Source organism: Bradyrhizobium sp. RP6 (assembly GCF_003837805.1).
GTDB lineage: Bacteria > Pseudomonadota > Alphaproteobacteria > Rhizobiales > Xanthobacteraceae > Bradyrhizobium.
In genome coordinates, this window is the sequence record NZ_RQIT01000010.1 from 98564 (window position 1) to 114630 (window position 16067).

Annotated in this window: 13 protein-coding genes; 8 read left to right on the forward strand and 5 right to left on the reverse strand. The window is 64.9% G+C overall.

The features are described from left to right. Window positions 1-62 precede the first annotated feature (62 nt). The 4 genes from EHH60_RS19780 (at window position 63) to EHH60_RS19795 (ending at window position 6357) form a co-directional block, all read left to right on the forward strand. On the forward strand, window positions 63-1766 hold the full coding sequence (locus EHH60_RS19780; protein ID WP_124161116.1) for an NADH-ubiquinone oxidoreductase-F iron-sulfur binding region domain-containing protein: 1704 nt from the start codon (window positions 63-65) through the stop codon (window positions 1764-1766). After that, window positions 1763-4531: a formate dehydrogenase subunit alpha gene (gene fdhF / locus EHH60_RS19785; protein WP_124161117.1), complete on the forward strand. Its 2769-nt coding sequence runs from the start codon at window positions 1763-1765 to the stop codon at window positions 4529-4531. Before EHH60_RS19780 ends, fdhF begins: the two co-directional genes overlap by 4 nt. A 248-nt stretch (window positions 4532-4779) precedes the next feature. Further along, a complete protein-coding gene (gene ybaK, locus EHH60_RS19790) occupies window positions 4780-5253 on the forward strand; it encodes a Cys-tRNA(Pro) deacylase (RefSeq protein WP_124161118.1) in 474 nt (157 codons plus the stop codon). A gap of 18 nt (window positions 5254-5271) precedes the next feature. Continuing rightward, window positions 5272-6357, forward strand: a complete 1086-nt coding sequence (locus EHH60_RS19795) for a HupE/UreJ family protein (protein WP_124161119.1) — start codon at window positions 5272-5274, stop codon at window positions 6355-6357. 8 nt (window positions 6358-6365) lie between these two features. Here the strand turns inward: EHH60_RS19795 and EHH60_RS19800 are convergent, their stop codons facing one another. Then, complete coding sequence (locus tag EHH60_RS19800; RefSeq protein ID WP_124161120.1) at window positions 6366-7049, reverse strand: GntR family transcriptional regulator; 684 nt, start codon at window positions 7047-7049, stop codon at window positions 6366-6368. A 151-nt stretch (window positions 7050-7200) separates the two neighbouring features. Here EHH60_RS19800 and tcuA point away from each other — a divergent pair, with 151 nt between their 5' ends. Both tcuA and tcuB read left to right on the forward strand, forming a co-directional pair. Further along, entirely contained in the window at window positions 7201-8592 is a 1392-nt protein-coding gene (gene tcuA, locus EHH60_RS19805) for an FAD-dependent tricarballylate dehydrogenase TcuA (protein WP_124161121.1), read from the forward strand. Beyond that, window positions 8579-9679: a tricarballylate utilization 4Fe-4S protein TcuB gene (tcuB, locus tag EHH60_RS19810; protein WP_124161122.1), complete on the forward strand. Its 1101-nt coding sequence runs from the start codon at window positions 8579-8581 to the stop codon at window positions 9677-9679. Before tcuA ends, tcuB begins: the two co-directional genes overlap by 14 nt. A gap of 97 nt (window positions 9680-9776) precedes the next feature. Here the strand turns inward: tcuB and EHH60_RS19815 are convergent, their stop codons facing one another. The 3 genes from EHH60_RS19815 to EHH60_RS19825 all read right to left on the reverse strand — a co-directional run bounded on the left by EHH60_RS19815 (window position 9777) and on the right by EHH60_RS19825 (window position 13630). After that, window positions 9777-11084: a GGDEF domain-containing protein gene (locus EHH60_RS19815; RefSeq protein WP_124161123.1), complete on the reverse strand. Its 1308-nt coding sequence runs from the start codon at window positions 11082-11084 to the stop codon at window positions 9777-9779. A 235-nt stretch (window positions 11085-11319) separates the two neighbouring features. After that, window positions 11320-12624, reverse strand: a complete 1305-nt coding sequence (pncB, locus tag EHH60_RS19820) for a nicotinate phosphoribosyltransferase (RefSeq protein ID WP_124161124.1) — start codon at window positions 12622-12624, stop codon at window positions 11320-11322. Window positions 12625-12703: 79 nt separating this feature from the next. After that, window positions 12704-13630 (reverse strand): LysR family transcriptional regulator, encoded by a 927-nt coding sequence (locus tag EHH60_RS19825; protein WP_199751629.1) that lies wholly within the window; start codon window positions 13628-13630, stop codon window positions 12704-12706. Between the two features lie 96 nt (window positions 13631-13726). On the opposite strand from EHH60_RS19825, the gene pcaH reads away from it, so the two are divergent. Both pcaH and pcaG read left to right on the forward strand, forming a co-directional pair. Further along, complete coding sequence (pcaH, locus tag EHH60_RS19830) at window positions 13727-14515, forward strand: protocatechuate 3,4-dioxygenase subunit beta (RefSeq protein WP_124161126.1); 789 nt, start codon at window positions 13727-13729, stop codon at window positions 14513-14515. A 3-nt stretch (window positions 14516-14518) separates the two neighbouring features. Continuing rightward, window positions 14519-15145: a protocatechuate 3,4-dioxygenase subunit alpha gene (gene pcaG, locus EHH60_RS19835; RefSeq protein ID WP_124161127.1), complete on the forward strand. Its 627-nt coding sequence runs from the start codon at window positions 14519-14521 to the stop codon at window positions 15143-15145. A 21-nt stretch (window positions 15146-15166) separates the two neighbouring features. Here pcaG and EHH60_RS19840 read toward each other — a convergent pair whose 3' ends face one another. Further along, window positions 15167-15778 (reverse strand): LabA-like NYN domain-containing protein, encoded by a 612-nt coding sequence (locus EHH60_RS19840; RefSeq protein ID WP_124161199.1) that lies wholly within the window; start codon window positions 15776-15778, stop codon window positions 15167-15169. Between the last annotated feature and the right edge of the window lie 289 nt (window positions 15779-16067).

Sequence of the window (16067 nt, forward strand, 5' to 3'; positions counted from 1 at the left end):
GCATCTGGCATGCCAGTGGCTAGAACTGGAGCCGTTCTAAACGACGAGGGCGAGACGAATCGATGAGTCACGACGTGCACCAGGTCCGCCCGTTCGAGCATCCCGGCGAGGGACGCCGACGCGCCAAGGCCACCCCCAAGGGGCGGCAGGTCGACCCTGCGTCCGCGCACGAGATCGAGCTATTGCTCGGCGACAGGCCGCGGCGGCGCGACCTTTTGATCGAATATCTGCACCTGATCCAGGACAAGTACCACCAGATCTCGGCTGCCCATCTGGCGGCGCTCGCCGACGAGATGAAGCTCGCCTTCGCCGAGGTGTTCGAGACCGCGACGTTCTACGCGCATTTCGACGTGGTGAAGGAGGGCGAGCCTGACATTGCGCCGCTGACGATCCGCGTCTGCGATTCGCTGACCTGCGCCATGCTCGGCGGCGAGAGGCTGTTGCAAGATCTGCAAAGCAAGGCTGGACCGGGCATCCGCGTCGTGCGCGCGCCCTGCGTCGGTCGTTGTGATGCTGCGCCCGCGGCGGAAGTCGGTCACAACTTCGTCGATCACGCCACCGTCGCCCATGTGATGGCGGCGGCCAAGGCTGGCGAGACTCACGCGCATCTGCCCGAATATGTCGACTACGACCGCTATGTCGCCGGCGGCGGCTACAAGCTGCTGGGCCGCCTGCGCTCCGGCGAGCTGCCAAAGGACGATCTGCTGAAGGCACTCGACGACGCCTCGCTGCGCGGCCTCGGCGGCGCCGGCTTCCCCACCGGGCGCAAATGGCGCGCGGTGCTCGGCGAGCCCGGGCCGCGGCTGATGGCGATCAATGGCGACGAGGGCGAGCCCGGCACGTTCAAGGACCGCTACTATCTGGAAACCGATCCGCACCGTTTCATCGAGGGCATGCTGATCGGGGCGCATGTGGTGCAGGCCTCCGACGTCTACATTTATCTGCGCGACGAATATCCGGCCGCGCGCGAGATCCTGCGGCGCGAGATCGCAAAGCTGCCGCCGGGGGGGCCGACGCTGCACATGCGGCGCGGCGCCGGCGCCTACATCTGCGGCGAGGAATCCTCGCTGCTGGAGAGCATCGAAGGCAAGCGCGGCCTGCCCAGGCACAAGCCGCCTTATCCTTTCCAGGTCGGCCTGTTCGGGCTGCCGACGCTGATCAACAACATCGAGACGTTGTGGTGGGTGCGCGACATCGTCGAGAAGGGCGCCGACTGGTGGAAGGGCCATGGTCGTCACGAGCGTCATGGGCTGCGCAGCTTCTCGGTGTCGGGCCGCGTCAAGAATCCCGGCATGAAGCTCGCGCCGGCCGGGATTACCGTGCGTGAGCTGATCGAGGAATATTGCGGCGGCATGGCCGATGGCCATCAGTTCTACGCCTACCTGCCGGGCGGTGCCTCCGGCGGCATTTTGCCCGCGTCGATGGATGGCATCCCGCTCGATTTCGGCACGCTGGAGAAATACGGCTGCTTCATCGGCTCGGCTGCGATCGTAATCCTGTCGCACAAGGACAGCGTGCGGTCGGCCGCACTGAACCTGATGAAGTTCTTCGAGGACGAGAGCTGCGGCCAGTGCACGCCGTGCCGGGTCGGAACCCAGAAGGCGGCGCTGCTGATGCAAAAGCCGGTCTGGAACCGTGCCTTGCTCGAAGAATTGGGCCAGGCGATGCGCGATGCCTCGATCTGCGGGCTCGGACAGGCGGCATCGAACCCGCTGTCTTCCGTGATCAAATATTTCCCTGACGAGTTCAAGGAAGCCGCCGAATGACCAAGATTACGTTCGAACTCGACGGCAAGCAGGTCGAGGCCAAGCCCGGCGAGACCATCTGGCAGGTCGCAAAGCGCCAGGGCCGCGACATTCCGCATCTCTGTTATTCGCCGGCGCCGGACTATCGCCCCGACGGCAATTGCCGCGCCTGCATGGTCGAGATCGAGGGCGAGCGCGTCTTGGCGGCGTCCTGCAAGCGCACCCCGTCGGTCGGCATGAAGGTGAAGACCGAGTCCGCGCGCGCGGTGTCGGCGCAAAAGATGGTGATGGAGCTGCTCGTCGCCGACCAGCCGGCGCGCGAGACCTCGCACGATCCCGATTCCAAATTCTGGCATTGGGCCGAGACGACAGGCGTCACCGAGAGCCGTTTCCCCGCAGCCGAGCGCTGGGCGACCGACGCCAGCCATCCGGCGATGCGCGTCAATCTCGATGCCTGCATCCAGTGCGGCCTGTGCGTGCGCGCCTGCCGCGAGGTCCAGGTCAACGACGTCATCGGCATGGCCTACCGCAATGCCGGCGCCAAGATCGTGTTCGACTTCGACGATCCCATGGGCGAGTCCACCTGCGTCGCCTGCGGCGAATGCGTGCAGGCCTGCCCGACCGGCGCCTTGATGCCGGCTGTGATGCTGGATGAGAAGCAGACTCGCGTGACCTATGCCGACAGGAAGGTCGACTCGCTCTGCCCGTTCTGCGGCGTCGGCTGCCAGGTGACCTACGAGGTCAAGGACGAGAAGGTGATCTATGCCGAGGGCCGCGACGGCCCCGCCAATCATAATCGTCTTTGCGTGAAGGGTCGTTTCGGCTTCGACTATATCCATCATCCGCATCGGCTGACCAAGCCGCTGGTTCGCCTGCCGAACGCAAAGAAGGACGCCAACGACCAGGTCGACCCGGCCAATCCGTTCACCCATTTCCGCGAGGCGAGCTGGGAGGAAGCGCTCGACATCGCGGCCAGGGGGCTCGTCAAGATCCGCGACGAGAAGGGTGTGAAGGCGCTGGCCGGCTTCGGTTCGGCCAAGGGCTCGAACGAAGAGGCCTATCTGTTCCAGAAGCTGGTGCGCACCGGCTTCGGCTCGAACAACGTCGACCATTGCACCCGGCTGTGCCACGCCTCGTCGGTGGCGGCGCTGTTCGAAGGCTTGAGTTCGGGCGCGGTGTCCGCGCCGTTCTCTGCCGCGATGGATGCCGAAGTGATCTGGGTGATCGGCGCCAACCCGACCGTGAACCATCCGGTCGCCGCGACCTTCATCAAGAACGCGGTCAAGCAGAACGGCGCCAAGCTGTTCGTGATGGATCCGCGGCGGCAGACGCTATCGCGCCACGCGACCAGGCATCTGCAGTTCAAGCCCGGCTCGGACGTTGCCATGCTGAACGCGATGATCAACACGATCATCACCGAGGGCCTGACCGACGACCAGTACATCGCCGGCTATACGGAAGGCTTCGAGGACCTCAAGGAGAAGATCAAGGAGTTCACGCCGGAGAAGATGGAGCCGATCTGCGGCATCCCGGCGCAGACGCTGCGCGAGGTGGCGCGCACCTATGCGCGGGCAAAATCGTCTATCATCTTCTGGGGCATGGGCATCAGCCAGCACGTCCACGGCACCGACAATGCGCGCTGCCTGATTGCGCTCGCGCTGATCACCGGCCAGGTCGGCCGTGCCGGCACCGGCCTGCATCCGCTGCGCGGCCAAAACAACGTGCAGGGCGCCTCCGATGCCGGCCTGATCCCGATGTTCCTGCCGGATTACCAGCCGGTCGGCCGCGACGACATGCGTGGTGCTTTCGAGAAGCTGTGGCAGCAGGATCTCGATCCGGTGCGCGGCCTGACCGTGGTCGAGATCATGAACGCGATCCATGCCGGCGAGATCAAGGGCATGTATATCGAGGGCGAGAACCCCGCGATGTCCGATCCCGATCTCCAGCATGCCCGCGAAGCGCTTGCGATGCTCGATCATCTCGTGGTGCAGGATCTCTTCGTCACCGAAACCGCGTTCCACGCCGACGTGGTCCTGCCGGCCTCGGCCTTCGCCGAGAAGGAGGGCTCGTTCACCAACACCGACCGCCGCGTGCAGCTGGCGCGCCAGGTGATCAAGCCGCCGGGCGATGCGCGGCAGGATCTCTGGATCATCCAGGAGATCGGCAAGCGCATGGGCCTGCCCTGGAATTATGCCGGGCCCGGCGACGTTTACACCGAGATGGCGGAGCTGATGCCGTCGCTGAAGAACATCAGCTGGGAGCGGCTGGTGCGCGAAGGCGCGGTCACCTATCCGGCCGACGCTCCTGACAAGCCCGGCAACGAGATCATCTTCACGACCGGCTTCCCGACTGCGAGCGGCCGCGGCAAGATCGTGCCGGCCAAGGTGATCCCGCCGGACGAGATTCCGGACGATGAATATCCTATGGTGCTGTCGACCGGCCGCGTGCTGGAGCACTGGCACACCGGCTCGATGACGCGCCGCGCCCAGGTGCTCGACCAGATCGAGCCGGAGGCGGTCGCCTTCATGTCGCCGAAGGACATGCGGAAGAAGAAGCTCGCGCCCGGCGATTTCATCCGCCTGGAGACCCGCCGCGGCGCGGTCGAGGTCAAGGTCCGCTCCGACCGTGACGTGCCCGAGAACATGGTGTTCATGCCGTTCTGCTACGCCGAGGCGGCAGCGAACCTGCTCACCAATCCGGCGCTCGATCCGTTCGGCAAGATCCCGGAATTCAAGTTCTGCGCAGCCAGGGCGGAGCGCGCCGAGATGCGGGACGCGGCGGAGTAGGGGAAGGTAGCCTGAGGCGTTACGGCGCCCGCAGCGCCCTCGGTGTCGTCCCCGCGCACGCGGGGACCCATACCGCGTGATCTCACGATTATGGACGGTCGAAGTCCCGGAGCACGAGTCTTCGCCAGATTCCTCCCTAGGGTTATGGGTCCCCGCGTGCGCGGGGACGACACCTGAATTTGTCGCGGGTCATTGCACCTCAACTGTCACCGCTTCGTTCCCCGCCATGACGGTGGTAAACACCGTCCATGTCCAAAGTCACCCCAGCCACGCGCGCGCTTGACGCCGCCGGTGTTGCCTTCACCGTTCACGCCTATGAGTACGATCCCGACGCCGAGAGCATCGGGCTCCAGGCCGCCGCCGCGCTCGGTGAGGACCCGGCGCGGGTCCTGAAGACGCTGATGGCGCAGGTCGACGGCAAGCCGGTCTGCGTGGTCGTCCCTTCCGACCAAGAAGTCTCGATGAAGAAGCTCGCCGCGGCCGCAGGTGGCAAGTCGGCGCAGATGATGAAGCCGGCCGAGGCCGAACGCATCACCGGCTACAAGGTCGGCGGCATCAGCCCGTTCGGCCAGCGCAAGCAGGTCGGCGCGGTGATCGAGCAGAGCGCGCTTGCGCATGACCTCGTCTATCTCAATGGTGGCCAGCGCGGACTACAGGTCCGGCTGAAGCCAGCCGATGTCCGGGATGTCCTCAAGGCGGTCGTGGCGGATGTGCTGGCGTGACGGCGACGGAGCGGGATCGTGAAGTGGCCGCTTCTGCTGTGGCTTGCGATTCTGCTCGGCATCGGTCGTCCGGCCGAGGCGCATCAGGTCAACCTCGTCACGGCGCGCGTGGCGCTGACCGCCGATCGCATCGTGAAGGTAGAGCTCGGATTGAAGGGCAGCGATGTCGATCGCCTGATCGGCACCAGGGCGTATGACGCAAAGCAGGACGCGGTCGATCCCGCGGCCGTCGAAGCGGCCGGCGCCGCAATCCTTGCCTATCTCGATACGCATATGGCCGTGACAGGGGGCGGCACGGCCTGTGCCCCGGGCAGTGCTGCGATTTTGCCCGACGGTGACGGCATCGTCTATCGCAACAGCTTTGCCTGCGCGAACATGGCCGGCGATATCGTCTACCGCTCCACCGTGCTGACGGAAAAGGACAAGGCTGCGCGTCAGGTCATGCTGGTCGCGCAGGGCAAGTCCGAGTCGCAGGCCTTGCTCGACGCCGACAATATCACGGTCACGCTCTCGAAGGAGCCGCCGTCGCTGTCCTCGACCATGTGGCGCTATCTCCTGACCGGCATCGAGCACATCTTCCTCGGCTACGATCACGTCGCATTCCTGGCAGCAATCGTTCTATGGGCGCGCCGGCTGATGCCGGTCGTCAAGATCGTCACCGCCTTCACCGTCGCTCATTCCCTGACATTGTCGCTCGCGGCGTTGAATGTCCTGGTCATCCCGAGCCGCATCGTGGAGCCGGCGATCGCGGCCTCGATCGTGTTCGTGGCGGTCGAGAACTTCTTCTCGCGAGACGTCGACAAGCGCTGGCGCCTGGCTTTCCTGTTCGGCCTGATTCACGGCTTCGGTTTCGCCGGCGTGCTTCGGGAGATTGGTTTGCCGCCGGACGCGATCGTCCCGGCGCTGGCCGCCTTCAACCTTGGCGTCGAGATCGGGCAGATCGCGATCGTCGCGCTGATGCTGCCGGTGCTTGGCCTGATGGACCGGATCACCCTAGTCGGTCGGGATGAGCCGGCGCGCGCGGCGAGGCTGGTCTACGCCATGTCCGCGGTGATCGGCCTGCTTGGTGGCTATTGGCTGGTGACGCGAATGTTCGAGGCTTGAGCTGACGCCTACTGCTTTTGCAGCAACTTGAGCCGGCAGCGCAGCGCTTCCCGGATATGCGCGCGCGCGAACTGTTCGGCCTTGTCGCCGTCGCGCGCGGCGATGGCCTCGATGATGCCTCGGTGCTCGCCGTGACTGGTCGAGGGACGGCCCGATACGGTGAAGGTGGTCGGGCCGAGCAGCGCGATCCAGTCCTGCAATTCCCGCGAAGCGTTGTCGAGATAGCGGTTGCGCGCGGCGCGGCAGATGGCCTCGTGGAAGGCGCGGTTGAGTCGCGCCATCTCGGCGGTGTCGGTTCCGGGCGCCTCGACAAAAGCCTGCTCGATATCTCGGAGCGCGTCGATCTCCGTTGTTGAGGCGTGCTCAGCGGCGAGGCGTGCGGCGGCGCCTTCCATGATCTCGCGCATGGCGTAGAGCTCGAGCACCTCTGAGATGTCGAGATTGCGCACGATCAGCCCGCGGCCGGCGGCGGGTTCGACGAAGCCGCGCGCGGCGAGCCGGCCCAGCGCTTCGCGAACCGGAGTGCGGCTGACCTTCAGCCGCTGGGCAACCTCCTCCTCCCGCAGCCGGTCGCCCGCGCGATAGCTGCCGGCCTGAAGGGCTGCGCAAAGCGAGCGGAACACGGCTTCACCGAGCGCCAGGCCTGCGCCGCGCGAAACCGATGCGTCTGTCTTTGCCGGGCGTCTGGCCATGATCCCTCGATGCGCATGCTGTCCATGCAAGATGCCGCTTGCGCCTGATATGTATATCTTTGTATACAAAAGTGCGCAATGGCGGGATCAGGTTGATCGAGGCCGCTCGGCGGGTGGAATGTCTCCAACCTCGCCGCATCGGGCAGACGGTATGAGCAGCAAGTACGACGTGCTGGTGATCGGCGGCGGCAATGCGGCGCTTTGCGCGGCGATCAGCGCCCGGCGCGCCGGCGCCTCGGTGCTCGTCCTCGAAGGAGCACCAAAATTCTATCGCGGCGGCAACACCCGCCACACCCGTAACATGCGCTGCGCCCATGATGCCGCGACCGAAATCCTGACCGGTCCCTATACCGAGGAGGAATTCCGGGAGGACCTGCTGCGCGTCACCGGCGGACAGACCGACGAGGTGCTGGCGCGCCACATGATCCGCGAATCCAAGGACATCCTGAACTGGATCGTGGAGCAGGGCGTGCGCTGGCAGCCTTCGCTCGGCGGCACGCTGAGCCTCGGCCGCACCAACTCCTTCTTCCTTGGCGGCGGCCGGGCGATGCTCAACGCGCTCTATCTCACCGCCGAACGGCTCGGCGTCGAGGTCGAATATGACGCCGAGGTTACCGACCTCGTGATCGAGCACGGCATGTTCCTCGCTGCCCGCCTCAAGCGGCCGATCAAGGGCGAGACCGAGGTCCGCGCGACCTCGCTGGTCGCCGCCGCCGGCGGATTCGAGGCCAACATCGAATGGCTGAAGCAATATTGGGGCGAGGTCGCCGACAACTTCCTGATCCGCGGCACCCCCTACAATCGTGGCTCGATCCTGAAGATGCTGCTCGACAAGGGCGTGCAGGAGGTCGGCGATCCCACGCAGTGCCATGCGGTCGCGATCGACGCCCGCGCGCCGAAATTCGACGGCGGCATCATCACGCGACACGACTCGGTCGTGTTCGGCATCGTCGTCAACAAGCACGCGCAGCGCTTCTACGACGAGGGCGAGGACATCTGGCCGAAGCGTTACGCGATCTGGGGGCGGCTGGTCGCAGCGCAGCCCGACCAGATCGCCTACATCATCTTCGATTCCACGGTTGTCACCAGCTTCATGCCAACGCTGTTTCCACCGATCGCCGGGCAGACGGTGGCGGAGCTCGCCGGCAAGCTCGAGCTCGATCCGGCCGCGCTGGAGAAGACCATCACCGAGTTCAACGCCGCGGTCCGGTTCGGCACTTTCGATCACACGATCCTGGACGACTGCCGTACCGAAGGCATCACGCCGCCGAAGACGCACTGGGCGCGCCGGATCGAGACGCCGCCTTATCTCGCCTATCCGGTGCGGCCCGGCATCACCTTCACCTATCTCGGCACGCGCGTGAACAAGGAGGCGCGGATGCTGATGAAGGGCGGCAAGCCGTCAGGCAACATGTTCGCGGCAGGCGAGATCATGGCCGGCAACGTGCTCGGCAAGGGTTATGCCGCCGGCATGGGCATGACGATCGGCAGCGTGTTCGGGCGGATCGCGGGACGGGAAGCGGCAAAACATGCACGGAACTAGGATTCTCGACGAAGCCGACCGCCTGATGACGGTCTGCAATTCCTGCCGCTATTGCGAGGGCCTGTGCGCGGTGTTTCCGGCCATGGAAATGCGCCGCGCCTTCTCCGACGGCGATCTCAACTATCTCGCCAATCTCTGCCATGGCTGCGGCGCCTGCTACGTCGACTGCCAGTTCTCCCCGCCGCACGAGTTCAACGTCAATGTTCCCAAGACGCTGGCGGTCGCGCGCGCGGAATCCTATGCGGCCTATGCCTGGCCGCAGGCGCTGTCCGGCGCGTTCGCGCGCAACGGCCTCGTAATCAGCGTCATCGCCGCGCTCAGCATGGCCGCCTTCATCCTCGGCTTCGCCGCCCTGAACGGCACCAGCGTGCTGTTCGGTGTCCATACAGGGCCGGGCGCGTTCTACAGGCTGATGCCGCACAATGTGATGGCGGCGTTGTTCAGCGCCGCATTCCTCTACGCCATCCTGGCTCTCGCCATGAGCGTGCGCGCCTTCTGGCGCGACATTGGCGCACCCATTGGCGGCCGCGCCGACGGCGGCTCGATCTTTCAGGCGATCCGCGACGCGGGCGAGCTGCGCTATCTCCATGGCGGCGGCGTCGGCTGCTACAACGAGGACGACAAGCCGACCGACCGGCGCAAGCTCTATCACCACCTGACCTTCTACGGCTTCCTGTTCTGCTTCGCCGCGACGGCGGTGGCGACGCTGTATCACTATCTGTTCGGGCGCGAGGCGCCATATCCGTGGTGGGACCTGCCCGTAGCGCTTGGCACGCTCGGTGGTATCGGTTTGATCATCGGGCCGGTCGGCCTGTTCATGGCCAAGATGCGGCGCGATCCCGCGCTGCTTGACGAGAGCCGTTACGGGATGGATGTCGGCTTCATCGCCATGCTGTTCCTGACCGGCGCCACCGGAATGCTGCTGCTCGTCCTGCGCGAGACAGGCGCGATGGGGCCGCTGCTCGCGCTGCATCTCGGCGCTGTGTTCGCGTTGTTCATCACCATGCCCTACGGCAAGTTCGTGCACGGCATCTACCGCTTCGCCGCGCTGGTGCGGTACGCGCAGGAGCGGCGGACCGCGGCGTGATCCCTTGTCCCGGTTGAAACTGACCGTCGCGCTGGAAGGCGATGGCGGGACCAAGAATCAGAGAGCGCTGCCTCCGCGGTGACAGCGGCCAGCTGCGTCAGGCGCGCGCAGCTTCCCGCAGGCGGGGGGCGGCGGCGACGGCGCCCGAACTTTTGCTCTCGACCTGAACGCGGTTGCGTCCCATTTCCTTGGCGCGATAGCAGGCAGCATCCGCGCGCCGCATCGCATCCTCGAGCGTGATGTTGCGGTCGGCGATGCAGGTCACGCCGATGCTGGCGGTCACCGCAAAGCAACGATCGTCCCAGGCGAAACTGAGCAGCTCAAGCGATCTGCGCAGCTGCTCGGCAATGTCGACGGCATCGAAGGGCGAACATTGCGGCAGGATCAGCCCGAATTCGTCGCCGCCGAGCCGGGCCACCAGATCATGCTCATGCCGGTTCTGTTGCAGGAGGCGCGAGACCTCGCGGAGCAGGCGGTCGCCGGCAAGGTGGCCGCAGCTATCGTTGACGCTCTTGAACTGGTCGAGGTCGAGCAGGATCAGGCCGAGCGCACCCGCCGCGGCATTGTCCAGCTCGCTTTGCAGGCGCGCCTCGAAGGCGCGACGGTTCGACAGGCCGGTTAGCGAGTCGTGCGAGGCCTGCCAGGCCAGGCGCTCCTTCTCGGCACACAAGGCGTTTTCGAACGCCTGCCGTTGCAGCACCAGCTGCCGCGTATGCCAGATCAGAAGCAGGATCAGCGTCGCGGCGGTGACGATGTTGATGCAGGTCAGCGTCACCTTGATGGCGCGGGAGCCCTCGCCGAGGACGGTGGAGAACCGGTTGGCGTGCACGGTGAATTGAGCATTGAGTTCAGAAAGCCGCGACGACAGGAATGCCAGGCGGCCGTCGTCTTGAATGGGCCCGTTCTCCAGCTCGGACCGGATGACCTCGCCAAAGATGCTGAGCTCCAGCAGCATCGGGTCGGTGGCAGCCCACTCACGAATTGCGTCCTGGAGGAAGCTGACGTGGCCGAAGTAACGATACAGCCAGATCAATCCCGGTACGTCATCGGGATGATTGCCGCCTTGCAGGAGGCCGATGCGGGCGGCTTCAACGTCGACCGGATCGCGCTCGAGCGCCCAGCGCGCGAACTCGTCTCCGATCGGAACGGCGAGCGAGGCCTGGTATTGCGTGAACTGGCTTGCCTCACCCGAATGCAGGTAGAGATTGAGAAAGTAGACGGCATTCTTCTGCGAGCGCGACCATAGTGCTTCGCCGGCGACATAGGCGCGGACCGACGACATCACCTCGAGGCTGAATCCCGCGATCGCCGCCTGGAGCACGACGACCATCACGAAAGGCGAGACGAGCTTGATGACGTGAAGGAAGCTGTGTCCCTTCGCCGACGTCGCTGTTCTGCGAAACACCTAATACCCCAAGTCGATCAACGATCCCAACGAAGCGTTGCGCTGCAACGCGAAGTACACGAGATGGTTGCTTAACTCGACCTGAAAGGCGCGGGGGACTCCGTCGCAGGGTGAAGCCGTTGTGAAGCAGGCGCCCGCAAATCGCTTCAAATGCCGGCGAACCGGGAGGCGCGGCATCGGCGAACCAATGCAGCGCATTCCATGGTGCGCGGTTTACCTGAGAGAGGGGGGGCGGCTAGACCAGCACCGGCTTGCGCACGCGGCCCGCGTCGCCGAACACGCGCAGGTAACGCTCGATCTCCGAGGGAAGGCCGGTCGCCTTCTCCGGATTGTCGGAGAGCTTGACGGCCGGATGGCCGTCGACGGACGAGACCTTGCAGACCAGCGAGATCGGATCGAGGTTGAACGAGCCGTCCGGCGTGCAGCCGACGAAGTCATTGGTGAGGTTGGTGCCCCAGCCGAAGGAGAGTCGGACGCGCCCGGTGAAGTGGTGGTAAGTCTCCTCGATCGAGCCGACGTCCATCGCGTCGGAAAAGACGAGAAGCTTGTCCCTGGGGTTGCGGCCCTTCTTGTCCCACCAGGCGATGATCTCCTCGCCGGCCTGGATCGGCGGCGCGCTGTCGGGACGGAAGCCGGTCCAGTCGGCGACCCATTCCGGCGCATCGCGCAGGAAGGCCTTGGTGCCGAAGGCGTCGGGCAGTGCGATCAGGAGATTGCCGCCATAGGTCTGGCGCCACTGGTCGAGAACGCGGTAGGGCGCCCAGCGCAATTCCCCGTCGTCCCTGGCGAGCGCGGCCGCGACCATCGGCAGCTCATGGGCGTTGGTGCCGATCGCTTCGAGATCATTGTCCATCGCGAGCAGCACGTTGGACGTGCCGATGAAGGATGAGCCCAAGCCTTCCTTCACCGCCTCCACGCACCAGCGCTGCCAGAGGAAGCCGTGTCGGCGGCGGGTGCCGAAGTCGGAGAGTCGCAGGCTCTCGAGCTTGCGCAGCCGTTCCACTTTGGTCCACAGCTTGGCCTTGGCGCGGGCATAGAGCACGTCGAGCTCGAAGCGGCCGCGGCCCTTCATCGCCGCGCGCGAGCGCAGCTCGTTGAGGATTGCCAGCGCCGGAATCTCCCACATCGTGGTGTGGGTCCAGGGGCCGTGGAAATGCAGCTCGTACTGGCCCTCGACCTTGCGCAGCTCGTATTCGGGCAGACGGAATTCCGCTAGCCAGCGGATGAAGTCGGCCGAAAACATATGGGTCTTGCCGTAGAAGGTGTTACCGGCAAGCCAGATCAGCTCTTTCTTGGAGAAGCGGATGGTGCGGGCGTGGTCGAGCTGGGCGCGTAGCTCGCCCTCGTCGATGATTTCGGCAAGTCGCACATGACGCGAGCGGTTGATAACCGAGAAGGTCACCTGTTGATTCGGGTAGTCCTCCCGAATCATATGTAACATCAATAGCTTGTAGAAGTCGGTATCCAGCAGGCTGCGGATGATGGGATCCAGCCGCCAGCTGTGATTGTAGGTCCGGCTCGCAATGTCGGTCACTGTCATGGGGGGATTTTAGCGTGGCTCCCGGTGCGCAACCAGTGGGTCTGGCGGGAATCAGGTTTTGCGGCGGAGGGGCCGTCGTTCAGGCGGCAACCGTCGCCGCGACAGTCTCGAGCTGGCTCCTGATCCAGCGATGGGCCGGATCCTTCTGATAGCGCTGGTGCCAGACCATGAACATCGGCAGCTCGGCCAGCGTTCGCGTGCGGGAGGCCAATGGAATTCGCGTATGCGCGAAACCGCGCATCACGCCGGACGCCAAAAGGCTCGGCATGCTCGCAAGCATCTGCGATCCACGCAGGAAGGACGGCACGCCGGAGAAGCTCGGCACGGAGATCGCGATGTCGCGGTGAAGCCCGTTCGCGGCCAGCCGGCGATCGAAGTCCAGCCGCTCGTTGTCGGTGTAGACCACGGTGATGTGACGCGCCGCGAGATAGGCGTTGCGGCTGGCCGGCGCAGCACGTGCCTTTGCGTCGTAGTAGCAGACGTAGTGATCACTCAGCAGCCGCTTCTGCACGATATCGACGCCCGACGGCGGCAGCGGTGTGATCAGGAGATCGCAGCGGTTTTCACGCAGCATCGCGGGCGAAGGCGACTGCGAGGGGATCACGCGAAGGTTCAAGCTCTTCACTTGTGCGGCGACGTGATCGAAGAACCGCGGCAGCAGCAGGTCGCGCTGGAAGTCGTTGGCGGCGATGGTCAGCGACAGCTGGGCCTGCGCCGGCGCGAAGGTGACGCCGCCGGCAAAGCTGCGCATCTCGTCGATCAACGCGCGCGCCTTCGTGGCGAGCGCCTGGGCATGCGCCGTGGCGACGATGCCGCGGCCGGATTTGGCGAACAGGGGATCGCCGGCAATCCGCCGCAGCTTGTTCAATCCGTGGCTGACCGCCGATTGCGTCAGGCCAAGCCGTGTTGCCGCCGCCGTCACCGAGCCTTCCTCCAGCACGGCGAGGAACAATGCGAGGGCGTGGCCGTCGAGGGCCAAATGATCGATTTCCTTCATGGAATTCATTATAATCGATCTATTTATCTTGAGAATAGACCGTTCCATGATCTCCCCGACAAGCTGCGCGCCCGGACTCGGGCGCCACAGGGAGAGACAACGCCGATGAACGCCCAGGCGCCAGCCTTGCGGGATCCCCGCCTCAATCGTCCCGAGCCCTTTACGCCGCCGCTTGGCGACGGCGGCTTCTTCCAACGCGACCGTTCCATCCATCCGCAGGCGTATGCGCCGGGGTACAAATCCTCGGTGCTGCGCTCGCAGCGGCAAGCCCTGCTGTCTCTGGAGAACTCGGTCTCGGAGATCACCGGGCCGGTGTTCGGCCACAATGATCTCGGCCCGCTCGACAACGATTTGATCCGCAACTACGCCAAGGACGGCGATCCGATCGGCGAGCGCATCATCGTCCATGGCCGCGTGCTGGACGAGACCGGCCGGGGCGTTCCGAACACGCTGGTCGAGTTCTGGCAGGCCAATGCCGGCGGCCGCTACCGGCACAAGAAAGATACGTATCTGGCGCCGATCGACCCGAATTTCGGTGGTTGTGGCCGCGCGCTGACCGACGAGACCGGCTACTACTATTTCCGCACCGTGAAGCCGGGGCCCTATCCCTGGCGCAACTACGTCAACAGCTGGCGCCCGGCCCACATCCATTTCTCGGTGTTCGGCTCAGGTTTCGCGCAGCGGCTGATCACGCAGATGTATTTCGAGGGCGATCCCTTGATCCCGGTCTGCCCGATCCTGACGACGATCCCGGACAAGGATGCGCTCGATCGCCTTGTGGCGCCGCTCGACCTCAACGCCTCGTCGCCGTTCGATTCGCTCGCCTACCGCTTCGACATTGTCCTGCGCGGCCAGCGCTCCACCTATTTCGAAAATCGTCCCGAGGGGAACTGAGCCATGCCGCAGCCGCTCAACTATCTCAAGGAAACCGCCTCGCAGACGGCCGGGCCCTACGTCCATATCGGCCTGATCCCGGCGATGGCCGGCTTCGACATTTTCGAGAAGAACTTCTCCAACGTGCTCGTGACGCCGAACACCAAGGGTGAACGCATCACGCTGGAAGGCAAGGTGCTCGACGGCACCGGCACGCCGCTGCGCGACGTGCTGCTGGAGGTCTGGCAGGCCAATGCGGCTGGCCGCTACAACCATCCGGCCGATCGCTCGGCAGGCGCGCTGGAGCAGGAGTTTCGCGGCTGGGGCCGGGCAGGTTCCGACTTCGAGAGCGGCCTCGTCACCTTCGAGACCATCAAGCCGGGCGCGATCACCGACAAGGCGGGCCGCAAATGCGCGCCGCACATCAATGTCTGGATCGTCGCGCGCGGCATCAATATCGGCCTCAACACGCGGCTGTACTTCTCGGACGAAGAGGCGGCCAACGCCGCCGATCCCGTGCTCAACCTGATCGAGCAGCCGACACGTCGCTCGACGCTGATCGCAAAGCGTAGCGAGCGTGCCGGCAAGGCCGTGTATTCCTTCACGATCAATTTGCAGGGGCCCGAGGAGACGGTGTTCTTCGACGTGTGAGGTGCCAGGGCCGTCCCGGGTTCATTCCACCCGGTCGCTCCGATCGATGGATCCGCGCGCGAGGGCTTGCGGTGGTTGCCGCACCTCGCGCGATCCCGGCCGGTCGACCGGATCGCGCCCCACTTTTGCTTTCAGCTCCACCAAATCAATGAATACGTCCGCCTGCCGGCGCAGGTCGTCGGCGACCATCGGCGGCTGAGTTGAGAGTGTGGAGACGACCGTCACGCGGACACCGCGGCGTTGCAGGGCTTCAACCAGCGACCGAAAGTCGCCATCACCCGAGAACAGCGCGATTTGATCAACGTGTTCGGCGACTTCCATCGCGCTCACGGCGAGGTCGACATTCATGCTGCCCCTCACCTTGCGGCGGCCGGTGGTGGCGTCAACGAACTCCCTGGTGAGCTTGGTGACGACAGTGTATCCGTTGTAGTCGAGCCAATCGATCAGCGGTCGGATTGACGAAAACTCCTGATCCTCGATGACGGTCGTGTAGTAAAAGGCGCGCAGCAGCGTACCCCGGCCTTGAAACTCGCCGAGCAACCGCCTGTAATCGATGTCGAAGCCGAGCGCCTTGGAGGTGGCGTAGAGACTGGAGCCATCGATAAAGAGTGCGATCTTCCCAAACGAAGACATTATGCACAAATCCCAGTTCGACACGAAAGCTGACGGATCCAGCCGAAATGGCGCGATCTGTCGGCCGGAAAATACTGAAGGCGCCGATGGCTTGCCGAAAAAGCGGCGCAGACGGCCGGACAGGGTCGGCCGCCTTGCGCCGAGGTTAGGGAGGTTCCATGCCACCAGCGCCAGGGCGCCGAATGCAGTGACGCTAAGGCGTGCGCATCCCCTGCTCAATTGTACGGAGGTAAAGGGCCTCTATCCAAAGGATGGGACGCTATATACGAAGGTAAGTGGCAATGAGGGT